This is a genomic window from Streptosporangium sp. NPDC006013, from assembly GCF_040614275.1.
GTDB lineage: Bacteria > Actinomycetota > Actinomycetes > Streptosporangiales > Streptosporangiaceae > Streptosporangium.
This window is the reverse complement of the sequence record NZ_JBEXUE010000236.1, coordinates 1-15479: the sequence shown is the minus strand read 5'-3', so window position 1 is coordinate 15479 and position 15479 is coordinate 1. Positions and strand designations below refer to the sequence as shown.

The following is a 15479-nucleotide window of genomic DNA, read 5'->3' as shown; positions in this document are numbered from 1 at the left end:
CCTGACCGCCGCGCTGGAGAGGATGGCCGCCTCGACGACCGCGGAGGAGTTCGTCATGGTGAGTGGAGGGGCCAAGGTCTCCTGCATGGGCGCGATCGCCCGAGCGGCCCGCGCGGGCGGCGCCCGCACCGTGGGTGTGATCCCCCAGTCACTGGTGGACATCGAGCTCGCGGACGAGCTCGCCGACGAGCTGGTGATCACTGGCGACATGCGCGAGCGCAAGGGGGTCATGGACGCCCGTTCCGACGCCTTCCTGGTGCTGCCGGGCGGCATCGGAACGCTGGAGGAGCTGTTCGAGATCTGGACGTCCCGCACGCTGGGCCTGCACGACAAGCCCCTGGTGGTCCTCGACCCGTGGGGCATCTACCGGCCGCTGCGGGACCTGGTCGAGGGCATGCAGGAGGCGGGCTTCACCCGGCCGAACGTCTTCGACGCCATCTCCTGGACCGCCACGGTCGACGAGGCGTTCCGGCTGCTGGAGAAGTCGACCAGGCATCTGGAACCGAGCGCCGAGGAACTAGGCGAGGCCACGGCGGGTTAACGCGGGTGGACGCCGCCCGGCGAGGGAGTCGGTCATCTCGACCGCGAGTCGCACCTGCTCCCGGCGATCCGTACGGAACACGCGGGCACCCGCCCAGGCACAGATCGAGGCCGCGGTGAGCTCCGCGGCCTCGGCGTCCCGCTCGTCTCCGGCGGCGGCGGCCAGCCTGGCGGGGGTGACGACCACGGTGCGCCCGGCGCGGACGAGCTCCTCGACCTCCCCGATCGAGTGGGCCTCGACCCAGCCGGGTTCGCCCGGATCGCCGGGGCCGAGCACGAGGGGGGCCGTCGGCGGGACCGGTGGGACCGCCCCGGTCCGCCCGCGCGGAGAGGCCGGAGCCCGGCCGTCGCCCACCCCTGCGGAAGCGGGCGGGAGGCTGCTCTCTTCAGGGAACGGAGGAGTCACGACCCGATCCTAGGTCAGCGGAGTTGTGGCACGATTCGTATGTGCTGGTCGTATTAGCCCTCGCTGCCGTAGCCGTCATCGCCAGTGTCACGGTGGTCGCCATGGGGCGGGGGGGTGAGCTGAGCGAGTTCGCTCCCGACGTGCCTCCGCTGGACCTGCCCAAGGGCGGCCAGCTCGGTGCCGTCGACTTCATGGCGCTCCAGCTCCCGGTGAGCCTCGTCGGCTATCACACCCAGAGCGTGGACGAGGCGCTGAACCGGGTCGCCGGAGCCCTGAGCGAGCGCGACACCAGGATCGCCGTGCTGGAGCAGCGGGTGGCCGAGCTGCTCGCCGGCAGGCTCCAGGCCCGCCACGAGCTCAAGGGCGGCCTGCCCGCCACCCTGCGCGAGCTTGAGGCGCCGTACGAGCTCTCCGGCCATGGCAGGCCCGCAGCGGGCAAGGAGCGGTCCGGCGGGTCGTCCGCCGTTTCACTCACCGAGCGCGAGGCGCCGCACCGGCTCCCCGACGCGGCCGAGCCCGTGGTGGACCCCGTGCCGGACCCTGTGCTGGACCCCGTGCCGGACGGAGGGGATTCCGGCGGGTCACCGGCCGTTCCACGGGGCGAGCACGGGCCGGAGGGGGCCGATGGGCTCCCCGAGGCGGATGAGATTTCCGTGGCGGAGAAGCCGCCCGGCGCGTCGCGGGTCTCCTCGCCGTCCGAGCCGTCCCAGGTGCCGGACTCCCCGTCCCCTTCCGGGGCCTCGCCGGAGCCGTCCTCCGGTACCGTCGGCGTCCACCTCGGTGAGCGGCCGGGGAAGGACAACAAGGAGGAGTCCCGTTGACCGAGACCTCGCGACTCGTCGTGCCTGCGGCACCCGTGGAGCTCGTGCGCTGTGGGTGGGTGAGCGCGGCCCCCGACTACATCGCCTACCACGACGAGGAGTGGGGCCGCCCGGTCACCGGCGACGACCGGGTGTTCGAGCGGATCACGCTGGAGGCGTTCCAGTCCGGCCTGTCCTGGATCACCATCCTGCGCAAGCGGGAGAACTTCCGCGCCGCCTTCGAGGGGTTCTCCATTCCGGCCGTGGCCGCCTTCGGCGAGCAGGACGTCGAACGCCTGCTCGGCGACGCGGGCATCGTCAGGAACCGGGCCAAGATCGAGGCGACGATCGCCAACGCGAGGGCCGCGCTCGGCATCGGCCTGTCCGACCTCGTCTGGAGTCACGCGGACCCCGGCTCGCCGGTTCCGAAGACCTCGGCGGACCTGCCCGCCCAGACCCCCGGTTCCAAGGCGCTGGCCAAGGAGCTCAAGTCACACGGCTTCCGTTTCGTCGGCCCGACCACCGCCTACGCGCTGATGCAGGCCATCGGCCTCGTCAACGACCACCTGGCCGACTGCTGGGCACGCCGGGCCTGACGGCCTCCCCCTCGCGGGCGAGGGGGCTCCGCGCGGCCGGCCCCGCTGACGCCGGAAGTCCCCGCACGTACGCGGCGGTTTCGCGGAATCCCCCGAGACCGGCCAAGGGACGTCAGCGGCCCTGGAAGACCGGGCGCTCCTTGGCGAGGAAGGCGCGGGTCGCGTTCAGGTGGTCGTCGGTCCTGGCGCAGGCGTCCTGGAGGTCGGCTTCCAGCTCCAGGGCCTCGGCCAGCGAACCGGTCGAGGCGAACCGCAGGGCGCGCTTGGTGGCCGCGTAGGCGCTCGTGGGCCCCTGTGCCAGCCGTACGGCCAGTGCGCGGGCCGCGATGTCCAGCTCGTCGGCGGGGACGACCTGGGAGACGATCCCGAGTTCGAGCGCGCGGGCCGAGCCGACGGGCTCGCCGAGCAGTAGCAGCTCCGCCGCGCGGCCCGCGCCGACCAGGCGCTGCAGGGTCCAGGAGGCGCCCGAGTCCGGGGCCAGGGCGATGCCGGAGAAGGCCATCGCGAACCTGGCCTTCTCCGAGGCGATTCGCAGGTCGCAGGCGAAGGCCAGCGCGGCGCCCGCGCCCGCGGCGACGCCGTTCACCGCCGCGACGACCGGCTTGTCCATCTCGGTGATCGTGCGGACGATCGGGTTGTACTGGGTACGTACCGTGTCGTCCAGGCCCCGCCCGGCCTCCAGGTTCGCGGCGTGCTCGCTCAGGTCCTGGCCGGCACAGAACGCCCGCCCCGTCCCGGTCAGCAGCACCGCCCGCACGGCGCGCTCCCGCGACGCCGCGGTCACCGCCTCAAGCAGGGCGGTCTTCGCCCGGGAGGTCAGCGAGTTCATCGCCTCCGGCCGGTTGATGACGATGGTGGCGACGGCGTCATCGACGGAGTAGAGAACGTCGTTCAACAAGGGCTCCTTCAGGCTTCCCGGCTCCGTGTGCTACGGCTCGCCGAGGTGGCGGTCGACGAAGGCGGCGGCGGCTGGGAGCAGCCGTCCGGCCTCGTGTTCGAAGTAGATTCTGGCCTGCTCCCCTGGCCAGCCTCGCGGCAGGAGCTCGGTTGGGAGCCCGGGGTCGCGGAACAGGAAGTTGCGCCAGCCGTGCAGCAGCCTGCTGCGGACGGCGAACACCCGGGCGTCGCTCGCGTTGCCGGGCAGCTCGCCGACCAGGTCCGTCGCCTGGGCCAGCCATCTCCGGTAGGCGGCACCGATGCCGTCCAGGTCCCATGTCCTGGCGGCCAGTGCCGCGGGGTCGCCGTCGAGCACCGCGTCGAACCGCTCGGCGCCGACGCCCTCGCCGCTGAGGATCGTCTCCAGCTCGGGGGAGGGGTGGGGGCCGATCCAGGCGGTCTCGGACAGGGGCGCGTACCCGATGAAGGACAGCTCGGCCCGGAGGCGCTCCCTTCTGGACCGCTCGCGCACGGGCTCCAGCACCAGGACGTGCCACCGGCCGTTCCAGGTGATCGTCCCAACTCGGTAAATTCTCAACGCGGCCTCGTCGAGACGGTGCACGCACTTGGGGGTGACCTCGTAGCCGGGGCCTCCGGGCAGCCGGGCGGGCGCCAGCCAGCCTTGCCGTACCATCCGCGAGATGGCGGTGCGCACGGCCGGAGCGGCGATGTCCAGCGGGGCGAGCAGGCGGACGAGGGCGGCCACGGACGCGCGGCCGCCTCGGGATCTGAGGTGGTCCCCGTACAGATCGAAGAGCGCGGCGCGGGCGTTCACGAGGACAAGTTTGGCCGTCCGGGGGGTCTCGGACAACGGTCTTGATCGCCGGATGAGCCGACGCTGAGACTGATCGTTCCCATTCTCCGTGCGGAGGCGGGATAATAGGACATCACAGAAGACGTGAATGCGTCGGCCACCCTCGGGTCAGTCGGAGATCCGGAGCCCGAAGCAGGAAGGGATACACGCATGGCGGCTATGAAGCCGAGGACCGGTGATGGTCCGCTGGAGGTCGTCAAGGAAGGCAGGGGGATCGTCATGCGGGTTCCTCTGGAGGGTGGCGGCCGTCTCGTCGTTGAGCTCTCCGCGGACGAGGCAAGCGCCCTTGGTGAGGAACTGAAGAAAATCGTCGGTTAGTACCGATCTAAGACAGAGTGGCGGAGCCGGGCCCTATTTGAGCTTGCTCGGGGAGCATGACACCTGCGATGGCCCGCGCGACCGACGATGAACACGGCCCTGGCCGTCGGACCGCCTTGCGGCGGCTCGCGCCAGGGCCGCGGTGTTCTCCCCGGCGTTTCTCTGCTGCCGGGCCTGACGACTGGAGTCACCCATGCCCATCTCCCCCAACCTGCTCCTGCCCCGCGTGCCCTATGCCCAGGGGCTGTCCGCCGGGGAGGACGCCGAGACCGAGTCCTTCGGCGACGCCGAGTTGCTCGCCGTTCCCTTCGCCGAGGATCTCGCACCCGAGATCGAGCTGCCGGTGCCCGTGGCGGCGTTGCTCGCCCACTACCAGGCCAAGGGCGAGGCGGGTGAGATCGTCGAGGTTCCCGTCGCGAACGGCGACGCCGTGGGCCGGGTGCTCCTCTACGGAGTCGGAGACGGCTCGGCGACGGCCCTGCGCAAGGCCGGCGCGGCGGTGGCGCGGCGCGGTAAGGGCAAGGACGCCATCAGGATCGTGCTGCCCGGCGGGCCGGTGGCCGCCTTCGTGGAGGGCGCGCTGCTGGCCACGTACACCTTCAGGGTCGGCGAGGCGAAGTCCCCCGTGACGACGCTCGAGTTCGTCGGAGACGGGGTCGAGGCGGAGGTCGCCGGCGCGGAGGTGATCGCCGGGGCCGTCGCGCTCGCCAGGGACCTGACCAACACCCCGTCCTCGGTGAAGTCACCGGCCTGGCTCGCCGAGCGCGCCGCCGAGCAGGGCGTCGCCGCGCGGGTGTGGGACGAGCGGGAGCTGCGCTCCGGCGGGTTCGGCGGCATCCTCGCCGTCGGGAAGGGGTCGGTGAACCCGCCCCGGCTGATCCAGCTCTCCTACCGGCCCGAGGGCGCGACGCGTCACGTGGTCCTGGTCGGCAAGGGCATCACGTACGACACCGGCGGCCTGTCGCTCAAGCCGACCGCCGGCATGGTGTTCATGAAGACCGACATGGCCGGCGGAGCGGTGGTCATCGCGGTCCTGGGCGCGCTGGCCTCGCTCGGCGTGCCGATCCGGGTCACCGGCCTGATCGCCGCCGCCGAGAACTCCTTCTCCGGTACGGCCCAGCGCCCCTCGGACGTGATCACGCAGTACGGCGGCCGGACCGTGGAGGTGCTCAACACCGACGCCGAGGGCCGCCTGGTGCTGGCCGACGCGCTGGCCTACGCCGACGCGGAGCTGGACCCGGACGTCATGGTGGACATCGCCACGCTGACCGGGGCGATCAGCGTGGCCCTGAGCAAGAGTCTCGGCGCGGTCTTCGCCTCCGAGGACGCGCTGGCAGGCGCGCTGGTCGAGGCGGGGGAGGTCAGTGGGGAGCGGCTCTGGCGGATGCCGCTGATCGAGGACTACCTTCCCGCGCTCGACTCGTCGGTGGCCGACCTGACCAACATCGAGGCCGGATCGACCTACGGCGCGGGTTCCGTCACCGCGGCGCTGTTCCTGCGCGAGTTCACCGGCGGGCGGCCCTGGGCACACCTGGACATCGCCGGCGTCGGCCGTAGCGGCGCGGACGAGGGCCTGTTCAGCAAGGGAGCCACCGGATACGGCGTGCGCCTGCTGCTCGAATGGCTGGCGGGGCTCCAGGAGCGGTGATCGCGCGGCGGGCGGGACGGTGACACCGTCCCGCCTCCGGTCGGGTGACCGCCGTCAGTCGGAGAGCTTGACGGCCGCCAGGATGCCGTCTCCGAGAGGCATCATCAGCGGGCGGAGCCGCTCGTCGGAGCGGACGAGCTTGCCGAGCTCCCTGATGGAGACCGTGTCGGGGTCCCGCTGCACGGGGTCGGCCACCCGGTTGCCCCAGAGGGCGTTGTCGAAGACGACGATGCCGCCGACCCGGAGCAGCCGGACGGACTCGGCCAGGTAGTCGGCGTACTCGTGCATGGCGCCGTCGCAGAAGACCAGGTCGTAGCCGCCGTCGGACAGCCGGGGGAGCACGTCGAGGGCGCGGCCGGTGATCAGACGGGTCCGGCCCCCGGAGAATCCGGCCTGGGCGAAGCTCTGCCTGGCCAGTCGCTGGTGCTCCGGTTCCACGTCCACGCTGGTGAGCGTGCCGTCCTGGCGCATGCCGCGGAGCAGCCACAGGCCTGACACCCCGCAGCCGGTGCCGATCTCCACGACGGCACGGGCGTTGATGGCGGTGGCGAGGAAGCAGAGAGCGGCGCCGCCGCCGGGCAGGATCGGGGGCGCTCCCACCTCTGCGCCGCGCATGCGCGCGGCCAGCAGGATGTCGTCCTCCCTGTGGAACTCATCGGCATAGGCCAGAGTGGCCTCCAACGGACTTGTCGGCGTCTCTGCCATCGGCCTCTCCTCCCGCTTTCTCCGTACACAGTCATATAGGCGCTGGGTCGCAGCCTAAGGGAGGCAGGCCCGATCGGGAACTCATGTCGTCCCCGGTGCGTTGCACGGTTTAAGCGGCCTTTGCCGGTCCTGAAGGTAGTCAGTGCGCACGAAGGGACGAAACCAGGCACTATGGCGATAGCGGTGGTCCCGGAGAGAGGAGTGCTGGTGGACGAGCCTGACCACCAGGCAGAAGCTCCCGTGTCTGATTGGACGCCTCCTACCTGGGAGGAGGTGGTCCGGACGCACTCGGCGCGAGTGTATCGGCTGGCCTATCGGCTGACCGGCAACGTGCACGATGCGGAAGATCTCACACAGGAGGTCTTCGTCCGGGTCTTCAGGTCGTTGTCGAACTACACGCCAGGCACTTTCGAGGGCTGGCTGCACCGCATCACCACCAACCTGTTCCTCGACATGGCGCGGCGCAAGCAGCGCATCAGGTTCGAGGGGCTCGCCGACGACGCCGCCGAGCGGCTGCGCGGGCGCGAGCCTTCTCCCGCACAGGTGTACGACGACACCCATCTGGAGCCCGACATCCAGGCGGCACTCGACGCCCTCGCGCCCGAGTTCCGCGCGGCCGTCGTTCTGTGTGACATCGAGGGGTTGTCCTACGAGGAGATCGCGGCGACGCTGGGTGTGAAGCTCGGCACGGTTCGGAGCCGGATCCACCGTGGGCGGGCGCAGTTGCGTGAGGCGCTCGAGCATCGCGCGCCGCGGAACGATCCATTCCCCCCGAGCGTTACTCACGGGGAGGAATTCGCATGAGAAATCACAGTCATGACGAATGTCACGACGAGCCACTTGGCAAGGAGTGCGCATGAGTCATCTAGGAGAGCGTGTTTCCGCACTGGTAGACGGTGAGCTGAATCACCACGAGCGTGACCGGGCCCTGTCGCATCTGGCCTTCTGCGCCGACTGCCGGGCCGAGGTCGACGCCGTGCGAGCGCTGAAGAGCCGGTTGCGGTCCCTCGACGGGCCCGCGATGCCGGCCGACCTGACGATGTCCCTGCTGCGGATGGCGGAGCCCGGCGGCCCGTTGCCCCCGCGTGAGCGCCCCTTTCCGGCCTCGCGCACCTTCGGCGGAGCACCCATTCCGAGCATGTACAGCGTCGCTCCCCCCGACAACCGCCCCAGGGGCCGGGCCCAAGGACCTCGCCGCACCCGGAGAGCGGGTTACGTCGCGGTGGGTGTCGCCTCGGCGGCCGTGGCGATCGGCACACTGTTCGTGGTAGGCGGAGCCGACCCCAACCCGCGTGTCGTACCGCCGGTCGACATGTTCGCCAACCAGCACAGGAACACGGCACCCTACGGCGGATCGGCGACGCCCACCTTCTCGCCCACTCCGTGATCCGGCTGCCCGCCACGATCATCCTGGTGGCTGTCATGTTGCTGGGGCTGGTGACGGGCGGTACGGCACACGCGGTCAGGACCTCGCACGCCATACCGCCGGACGAGGCGGAGAACGAGGACACCGGCCTGCACCTGCTCCGTGAGGCGGCGGTCGCGGGCCGGGCCCGCGGATACTCAGGCACCCAGTACGTCACGGTCTGGGGCGCCTCAGGCTCCACCTCCGCGGTGCTGGAGGTGCGCAACGTCCCCGGGACGGGGATGACGGTGCGTACCGAGCCCTCGGGCTCCGTGCAGAGCGCCGATCCGGGCACCCCCGCCGGGGGCATGTCCAGCCCCTCGGAAGCGATGCTCGAGGTGCTGGCCCGGAACTACCGGGTCGTGGCCGCCGGAGAGGGGCACGCCTGCGGGCGCCCCGCCCGCCTCGTGAACGTCCTGCGCGCGGACGGCACGGTCGCCGCCCGCTACTGGATCGACAAGGCCGCCGGGCCGGTGCTGCGCCGCGAACTCATGGACGCGAGGGGCCGGGTCGTCAGCGTCGGAGCCTTCGTCGATCTGACCCTCGCCCCGGTGACCAAGGGGGTGGTGCCCACGGTGCCGCTGGCCGCCGGGGGCCTCGATCTCGTGGAGATGCCCCGCCTGCTGGCCGCGGGCTGGCGTATCCCCCGCGCCCTGCCGGGCCGCCTGGAGCTGTTCGCCGTGCGAAGCGCCCCCGCTGGATACTTGTATTTGGGGTATTCGGATGGGTTGTCGGTTGTGTCAGTTTTTGTGCAACCCGGAGTGCTTGATGAGGATCATCTCCAGGGTTGGCATGCGGAGCGGCGCAGCGGGCATACGATCTGGATTCGAGGCCCGGTTGGGCAGGAGATGATCTGGGCGAGTGGGGGGCATGTCTATACAGTCTTCGCGGACGCGCCGGCCGACATGGTCGACGCGGCTGTCGCGGCCCTACCGCACGAGCATGTTCCGGATCTCTGGACGAGGCTCGGCCGAGGTGCGAGTCGCCTGCTCTCGTGGGTCAATCCCTTCGGATGACGTGTGTTTTACACATCTCGTATGCCGCTCGGGGGAAGATTGCCGGGTTGACCCGGTGAGTGGGCATCTGCGAGGCAAGGAGTAGTGAGTATTCGATGACCGACGAGGCCCGTACCGGCCACGGGGCGCAGGATGCTGCGGGGCGTACGCCGTCGGACTTCACCGACGGTGGTCACGGCGCTCCGGAGTCCCGCCACGCCGACTCCTCCGGCCCCGAGTTCTCGCGCCCCGAGTTCCTGCCCGCCGGAGAGGGCGCGCCGTCCCAGGTCGAGCAGCCGGGAGACGACGGCTGGAGCCAGTTGGGCGCCCCGCCAGGCCGCGGCCGGTGGGATGGGCCGCAGGGGCAACCCGAGTTGCTCCGTCACGACGACGGGGAGGCGTCGGCGGGCGAGGGCGTCCAGGGACAGGGCCACGCGCCGGAGAGCTGGGGCGACCCCTCCGGCCGGCTCAGGTACGACACGGCGGTCTTCGCCGCCCACCCGGCTCCGCCCCCGCCGCCCACCCAGGCGTTCGGCATGGGTCCCGGCTGGGCGCCGCCTCCCGGCAGCCCGGGGCTGCCAGGGAGCTTCGGCGGCCCGGCGCCCGCGGCGATTCAGCGTGGGCCGCGTACGGCCACGCTGGTCGTCCTCGCCGTGGTGATCGCGTTGCTCGCCTCGCTGCTCGGCAGCGTCGGCACCTATCTCCTCACCAAGCCGACCGGCTCGGGGCGCGACCCCTCCTACAGCCTGGGGAACGCGCCGACCGGTTCCAACGCCCGTCCCCCGGATTCGGTGGCGGGTGTGGCCTCGAAGGTGCTGCCCAGCGTGGTCTCGCTGGCGGTCGAGGGCGGGGCGAGTTCCAACACCGGTTCCGGCTTCCTGATCAAGGGCGGCTACGTGGTGACCAACAACCACGTGGTCGCCGGCGCCGACCCCAGCGGCCGGATCCAGATCCAGTTCAACAACCGCAAGTCCACCTCCGCCGTCGTCGTCGGCCGCGATCCCGAGTCCGACCTGGCAGTGGTCAAGCCGGCGGAGACCTTCGGCGCCCCGGAGATCACCCTCGGCAACTCCGACAACGTGGTCGTGGGCGACCCGGTCATCGCCATCGGCTCCCCGCTGGGCCTGACCGGCACCGTCACCTCCGGCATCGTCAGCTCGCTCAATCGTCCCGTTCAGGCGGGTGAGGAGAACAACTCCGAGACCACCTGGCTCAGCGCGGTCCAGACCGACGCGGCCATCAACCCGGGCAACTCCGGGGGGCCGCTGGTCAACGGCAACGGCGAGGTGATCGGCGTCAACTCGGCGATCGCCACTCTCGGCAGGTCGGTCGGCGGCCAGAGCGGCAGCATCGGCCTCGGTTTCGCCATCCCGGTGAACCACGCCCGCCGCGTCGCCCAGGAGCTGATCACCACGGGCAAGGCCAAGAAGTCGCGGATCGGTGTCGCCATCGACCCGACCTACCAGGGTGTCGGGGTGCGTATCGCGACCGAGGCCAGGCAGGGTTCCCAGCCGATCGAGCCGAACGGCCCCGCCGCCCAGGCGGGCCTCAAGCCGGGCGACGTCATCCTGGAGGTCGACGGCATCGTGCTGCAGGACGGCAACGAGCTGATCGCGCTGGTCCGCAACAGGGCTCCCGGTGAGAAACTCTCGGTCAAGTACCAGCGCGGCGGCCAGGAGAACACCGCGACCGTGACCGTCGGCACCGCGCCGGACCAGCCCGCACCCGAGCCTTCCTGAGCCGCCTGGCAGGGGCGCGTGCTTACCCTTGGCGGTATTAGTCTGGAACCTCTCCGGTGCGTAGCCGGAGAGGTGCCCATGGCATTCTTTCGGTAGGAGATCACCGTGTTCGGACTCGGCTGGCCTGAGATCGTGGCGCTGGTGGTCATCGCCCTCCTCGTCTTCGGCCCGGAGAAACTGCCCCAGGCCGCTGCCCAGGCGGGCAAGACGTTGCGCAACCTGCGCCGGATGGCCAACAACGCGAGAGACGACCTGCGGACCGGGCTGGGGCCGGAGTTCGCCGACTTCGACCCGGCCGACCTGAACCCGAAGAACTTCGTCCGCAAGCACCTCACCGCGGACCTTGAGGACGACTGGAAGTCCACCCCGGCCACCGCCACCGCCGAACCCGCCCCCGCCTACCCGGCGGGCGGCGAGCTGGGCTACGGCGAGATCCCTCCGTACGACTCCGAGGCGACCTGAGTCCCTCCCGAACGGCCGACGGCGGCGCCCCCTCCTACAGGGGGCGCCGCCGTCGTCGTGTCGGAGCGGGTGTCGTCAGCCGCGCCGGGTGGGCGAGATACCGAGCTGGAGGCCCTTGAGGCTGGTCGACTTCTTGCTGAGGGAACCGGCGATGCGGATCAGCTCGGCCGCGGCCGCGGCGTCCGGGTCGGTCAGCACGAGCGGCTTGCCCTCGTCGCCGCCCTCGCGCAGGCGCATGTCGATCGGCACCTGGCCGAGGAGCGGCACGCGGGCGCCGAGGGTGCGGGTGAGCGCGTCGGCCACGGTCTGGCCACCGCCCTCGCCGAAGACCGAGACCCGCTCGTCGCAGTGCGGGCAGGGCAGCCATGACATGTTCTCGATGACGCCGGCGATCTGCTGATGGGTCTGGACGGCGATCGATCCCGCCCGCTCGGCGACCTCGGCGGCGGCCTGCTGCGGGGTGGTCACCACCAGGAGCTCCGCAGAGGGCATCCGCTGCGCCACGGAGATCGCGATGTCACCGGTGCCCGGGGGCAGGTCCATCAGCAGCACGTCCAGGTCGCCCCAGTAGACGTCGGCGAGGAACTGGTGCAGGGCCCGGTCGAGCATGGGACCGCGCCACACGACGGGGGTGTTGCCCTCCGGCTTGAACATGCCGACCGAGATGACCTTGATGTCATGCGCCACCGGCGGCATGATCATGTCCTCGACCTTGGTGGGACGTTCGGAGGTGCCGAGCATGCGAGGGATGCTGTGGCCGTAGATGTCGGCGTCGACGACGCCGACCTTGAGACCGCTCGCGGCCATCGCGGCGGCCAGGTTGACGGTGACCGACGACTTGCCGACACCGCCCTTGCCGGAGGCGACGGCGAAGACACGGGTCAGCGAGCCGGGCTGGGCGAAGGGGATCTCCTTCTCGGGACCCTTGTTGCCGCGCAGCTTGGTCTGCAGCGCCTTGCGCTGCTCGGGGCTCATGACGTCCATCTCGACGGAGACGCCGGCCACTCCGTCGATCCTGGAGACCGCGGCGGTGACGTCTCGGGTGATGGTGTCCTTCATGGGACAGCCGGACACCGTGAGGAAGATCGCGACACGTACCGCCCCCTCGGGGGAGATGTCGACGCTCTTGACCATTTCGAGCTCGGTGATCGGCCGACGGATCTCAGGGTCGTTGACGGTCGCGAGGGCGGCCATCACCAGTTCCGGGGTAGGTGCCATCGAAGTGTCGGCAACGCGGCGTCACACTGGGGCGACGGAGGATGCCGTCCCTCCTTGTCTGTTATCGATGAGGCGTCTCAAGGGCAGGAACTGCCCGTCGTGGCGCTCGTATGGCTTGGCGAGAGGCCCGATCCCGTCAGGGAACGGTCGGCGTCGGAAGTCCAATGGTATGAACCCCGGAACGTCGGCAGGAATTCCGGCCCCGGCTCTGGTCGCCGGATTCGGACAATTCGCTGTGTAGATGCGCGTGCAACGTTCTAAGGTTACTGTGTGACCCTCACGGCGGGCGAGTCCATGGAGAGCTTCAGCTCGGAGGAGCTGACGCTCTGGCGCATGCTCCAACGAGCCCAGGTCCGCATCGCCCGGGTGCTGGAGGCCGACCTGCTGATCGAGCACGATCTTCCCCTGGCCTCCTACGAAGTCCTCCTGCAACTCTTCGAGGCGCCCGAGCGGCGGCTGAGGATGAACGACCTGGCGGACCGGGTGCTGCTCTCGCGCAGCGGCCTGACCCGGCTCGTCGACCGCCTCCAGCGTGACGGCCTGGTCGAGCGCGAGGCGTGCACCAGTGACGCGCGCGGCCTGTTCGCGGTGCTCACCGACGCGGGCGCGGCGCGGCTGGCCGAGGCCGGCCCCACCTACCTGCGCGGTGTCCGCGCCCAGTTCCTGGACATGCTCGACGCCGACGAGCTGCGTCAGTGCGCGGACATGCTGAACAAGCTCCTGCCCGCCTCCGGCACCGAACCCTGCTGAGGCCCCGCGGCGGGTAGCCGCCGCGGCCGTACCCCTGCTCCCGCTCGCCCGGGCTCGCGCCGGGCCGTCCTGACCGGTGGCCGGACAGGGCTGTCGAGCGTCATGTCACATACCAGCCCCAGGGTGATGTCGAACACATAAAGGATCTTGCGGACTATACGGACAAAGATTGATATTGCGGATGTTTCCCTAGTTGTTCTGGAGGCTCCGCTTGCCGAAGTTACGGGCAGCCCTTATCGTCCTCGCGGTTCTCGCGGCGGGCGTCACCCCAGCCCACGCGGCCACCCAGCCATCCCTCACCGTCGAGCGGGGACGGTCCCAACCGGTCTTCTCCTACGCCGACGCCGTCCGCGAGCACGTCTACGTCGAGTCGGGTGTCGACAGCGACTCCGATGGGAGGCCGGACCGGGTCCGTGTCGACATCATCAGGCCGAAGGAATCGGGTCCCGGGCTCAAGGTGCCGGTGATCATCGATGAGAGTCCGTACTACGACAACTCCGGCCGGGGTAACGAGGCCGAGCGGAAGGTCTATGACGCCGCCGGGAACGTAGTGAAATTCCCGCTGTTCTACGACAACTACTTCGTACCGCGCGGTTACGCCGTCCTCAATGTCGACATGATCGGCACCACCAGGTCCGACGGCTGTCCCGACGTCGGCGGGCAGGCCGACGTGCTGGGCGGCAAGGCCGTGATCGACTGGCTGAACGGCCGCGCCACCGCCTACCGCCCCGACGGCACGCCCGCGGTCGCGGACTGGACCACCGGCAAGGCCGCGATGATCGGCAAGTCGTACGACGGCACGCTGGCCAACGCCGTGGCGGCGACCGGCGTGCAGGGGCTGGAGACCATCGTCCCGATCTCGGCGATCAGCTCCTGGTACAAATACCAGCGCTCCAACGGGGTGATCTACAACTACGACTACATGTCGTGGCTGGGGAACTACGTCGACACCGACCCCGAGGCCAAGTGCGCCGCGGTGCGGGCGCGGCTGGACGCCGAGGACGGCGACGACACCGGCGACTACAACGGCTTCTGGGCCGAGCGCGACTACATCGCGGGCTCGATGGCCGACGTCTCCAAGGTGCGCGCCAGCGTCTTCGCCGTGCACACGGTCAACGACCTCAACGTCAGGCCCGACAACTTCTCCAAGTGGTGGCAGGCGCTGGCCGGCAGGAACGTGCCCCGCAAGATCTGGGTCGGGCAGTACCAGCACGTCGACCCCTTCGACTTCGAGGGCCGTCGTGACCTCTGGGTCGACACGCTGCACCGCTGGTTCGACTACTGGCTGCTCGGCGTACAGAACGGCATCATGCGAGAGCCCCGCGCCGACGTGCAGACCAGCCTCGACCGCTGGATCACCCAGCGCGACTGGCCCGCCCCGCTCTCCCTGAAGGTCCCCTTCCGCCCCGCGGCCGACGGCTCGTTCGGCCTCGTACCGGCCAGGAAGGGGCAGACCGCTACGTTCACCGACATCCGCCAGTCCGAGGACGCGATGGTGGCCGACGTCGGCACCGTCAAGCCGGGCCGGGTGGCCTTCACCACCGGCGAGCTGCCGCTGGACCTGCGGCTGTCCGGCACGCCCGTGGTGGATCTGCGCGTCGCGCTCGACAGGCCCACCTCGAACCTGACCGCGCTCCTCGTCGACTTCGGCGAGGACACCCGGGTCGACTGGCGGCGGGGCCAGGGCATCACCACGGTCGCCGAGGAGAGTTGCCACGGCGAGAGCACGGCCTCCGACGACGCCTGTTACCGGCAGGTCGTCACCAACCGGGCCACCCGGCCCCTGGAGATCGTCGCCCGTGGCTGGATCGACGTGCAGAACCGCGACTCGCTCAGCGAGCCCTCGCCACTGCCCCCGGGCACGTACGGCAAGGTCAACTGGGAGACGCTGCCGCAGGAGTACGTCTTCAAGAAGGGACACAGGCTGGCCCTCGTGATCGCCGGCACCGACTCGACCTACAGCGCCGAGCGGGCCACCGGCGCGAACGTCACCGTCGACCTGGCGGGGAGCAAGGTCGTGATCCCGCTGGCGATCAGCACCCTCGGCAGCGCCGACGTGCCGAAGGACACGGCCAGGTGGCAGGGCCCGGCGCGACTGGACCTGCCGGTGCGGAAAAGTACGGGGCCGACAAGGTCGCCATGATCGC

At 70.5% G+C, this 15479-nt stretch carries 17 protein-coding genes; 12 read left to right on the top strand and 5 right to left on the bottom strand.

Annotation, left to right across the window (positions count from 1 at the left end; genetic code table 11):
* The first annotated feature begins 22 nt into the window (after positions 1–22).
* Entirely contained in the window at positions 23–541 is a 519-nt protein-coding gene (locus tag ABZ260_RS30170) for a TIGR00730 family Rossman fold protein (protein ID WP_355624619.1), read from the top strand.
* On the opposite strand, the gene ABZ260_RS30165 is transcribed toward ABZ260_RS30170, so the two are convergent.
* On the bottom strand, positions 518–946 hold the full coding sequence (locus ABZ260_RS30165) for a hypothetical protein (protein WP_355624612.1): 429 nt from the start codon (positions 944–946) through the stop codon (positions 518–520). The genes ABZ260_RS30170 and ABZ260_RS30165 overlap by 24 nt on opposite strands.
* A 41-nt stretch (positions 947–987) precedes the next feature.
* Between ABZ260_RS30165 and ABZ260_RS30160 the strand changes: the two genes are divergently transcribed.
* Positions 988–1767: a hypothetical protein gene (locus ABZ260_RS30160; RefSeq protein WP_355624610.1), complete on the top strand. Its 780-nt coding sequence runs from the start codon at positions 988–990 to the stop codon at positions 1765–1767.
* A 35-nt stretch (positions 1768–1802) separates the two neighbouring features.
* A complete protein-coding gene (locus ABZ260_RS30155; protein ID WP_355624616.1) occupies positions 1803–2342 on the top strand; it encodes a DNA-3-methyladenine glycosylase I in 540 nt (179 codons plus the stop codon).
* Between the two features lie 112 nt (positions 2343–2454).
* Here ABZ260_RS30155 and ABZ260_RS30150 read toward each other — a convergent pair whose 3' ends face one another.
* Together ABZ260_RS30150 and ABZ260_RS30145 are read right to left on the bottom strand one after the other, a co-directional pair.
* The gene (locus tag ABZ260_RS30150) at positions 2455–3237 is read right to left on the bottom strand and encodes an enoyl-CoA hydratase-related protein (protein WP_355624608.1); all 783 of its coding nucleotides are present in this window, start codon (positions 3235–3237) and stop codon (positions 2455–2457) included.
* Positions 3238–3270: 33 nt separating this feature from the next.
* Positions 3271–4053, bottom strand: a complete 783-nt coding sequence (locus ABZ260_RS30145) for a PaaX family transcriptional regulator C-terminal domain-containing protein (protein ID WP_355624606.1) — start codon at positions 4051–4053, stop codon at positions 3271–3273.
* Positions 4054–4242: 189 nt separating this feature from the next.
* Here ABZ260_RS30145 and ABZ260_RS30140 point away from each other — a divergent pair, with 189 nt between their 5' ends.
* Together ABZ260_RS30140 and ABZ260_RS30135 are read left to right on the top strand one after the other, a co-directional pair.
* Positions 4243–4410 carry a DUF3117 domain-containing protein gene (locus tag ABZ260_RS30140; RefSeq protein WP_084195322.1) on the top strand — a complete coding sequence of 56 codons (168 nt, stop codon included), beginning with the start codon at positions 4243–4245 and terminating at the stop codon, positions 4408–4410.
* A gap of 193 nt (positions 4411–4603) precedes the next feature.
* The gene (locus ABZ260_RS30135) at positions 4604–6058 is read left to right on the top strand and encodes a leucyl aminopeptidase (RefSeq protein WP_355624604.1); all 1455 of its coding nucleotides are present in this window, start codon (positions 4604–4606) and stop codon (positions 6056–6058) included.
* Positions 6059–6112: 54 nt separating this feature from the next.
* Here the strand turns inward: ABZ260_RS30135 and ABZ260_RS30130 are convergent, their stop codons facing one another.
* Positions 6113–6763 (bottom strand): O-methyltransferase, encoded by a 651-nt coding sequence (locus ABZ260_RS30130; RefSeq protein ID WP_350921793.1) that lies wholly within the window; start codon positions 6761–6763, stop codon positions 6113–6115.
* A 171-nt stretch (positions 6764–6934) separates the two neighbouring features.
* Between ABZ260_RS30130 and sigE the strand changes: the two genes are divergently transcribed.
* The 5 genes from sigE to ABZ260_RS30105 all read left to right on the top strand — a co-directional run bounded on the left by sigE (position 6935) and on the right by ABZ260_RS30105 (position 11364).
* Positions 6935–7567: an RNA polymerase sigma factor SigE gene (gene sigE / locus ABZ260_RS30125; protein ID WP_355624601.1), complete on the top strand. Its 633-nt coding sequence runs from the start codon at positions 6935–6937 to the stop codon at positions 7565–7567.
* 52 nt (positions 7568–7619) lie between these two features.
* A complete protein-coding gene (locus tag ABZ260_RS30120) occupies positions 7620–8150 on the top strand; it encodes an anti-sigma factor (RefSeq protein ID WP_355624599.1) in 531 nt (176 codons plus the stop codon).
* 35 nt (positions 8151–8185) lie between these two features.
* The gene (locus tag ABZ260_RS30115) at positions 8186–9184 is read left to right on the top strand and encodes a sigma-E factor regulatory protein RseB domain-containing protein (RefSeq protein ID WP_355624614.1); all 999 of its coding nucleotides are present in this window, start codon (positions 8186–8188) and stop codon (positions 9182–9184) included.
* Between the two features lie 95 nt (positions 9185–9279).
* Positions 9280–10902: a trypsin-like peptidase domain-containing protein gene (locus ABZ260_RS30110; RefSeq protein WP_355624598.1), complete on the top strand. Its 1623-nt coding sequence runs from the start codon at positions 9280–9282 to the stop codon at positions 10900–10902.
* 105 nt (positions 10903–11007) lie between these two features.
* Positions 11008–11364, top strand: a complete 357-nt coding sequence (locus tag ABZ260_RS30105) for a sec-independent translocase (RefSeq protein WP_355624596.1) — start codon at positions 11008–11010, stop codon at positions 11362–11364.
* 75 nt (positions 11365–11439) lie between these two features.
* Here the strand turns inward: ABZ260_RS30105 and ABZ260_RS30100 are convergent, their stop codons facing one another.
* A complete protein-coding gene (locus ABZ260_RS30100; RefSeq protein ID WP_355624594.1) occupies positions 11440–12582 on the bottom strand; it encodes a P-loop NTPase in 1143 nt (380 codons plus the stop codon).
* Positions 12583–12852: 270 nt separating this feature from the next.
* Between ABZ260_RS30100 and ABZ260_RS30095 the strand changes: the two genes are divergently transcribed.
* Both ABZ260_RS30095 and ABZ260_RS30090 read left to right on the top strand, forming a co-directional pair.
* On the top strand, positions 12853–13332 hold the full coding sequence (locus ABZ260_RS30095) for a MarR family transcriptional regulator (protein ID WP_355624592.1): 480 nt from the start codon (positions 12853–12855) through the stop codon (positions 13330–13332).
* A 211-nt stretch (positions 13333–13543) separates the two neighbouring features.
* Complete coding sequence (locus ABZ260_RS30090) at positions 13544–15475, top strand: Xaa-Pro dipeptidyl-peptidase (protein ID WP_355624590.1); 1932 nt, start codon at positions 13544–13546, stop codon at positions 15473–15475.
* Positions 15476–15479: the final 4 nt, after the last annotated feature.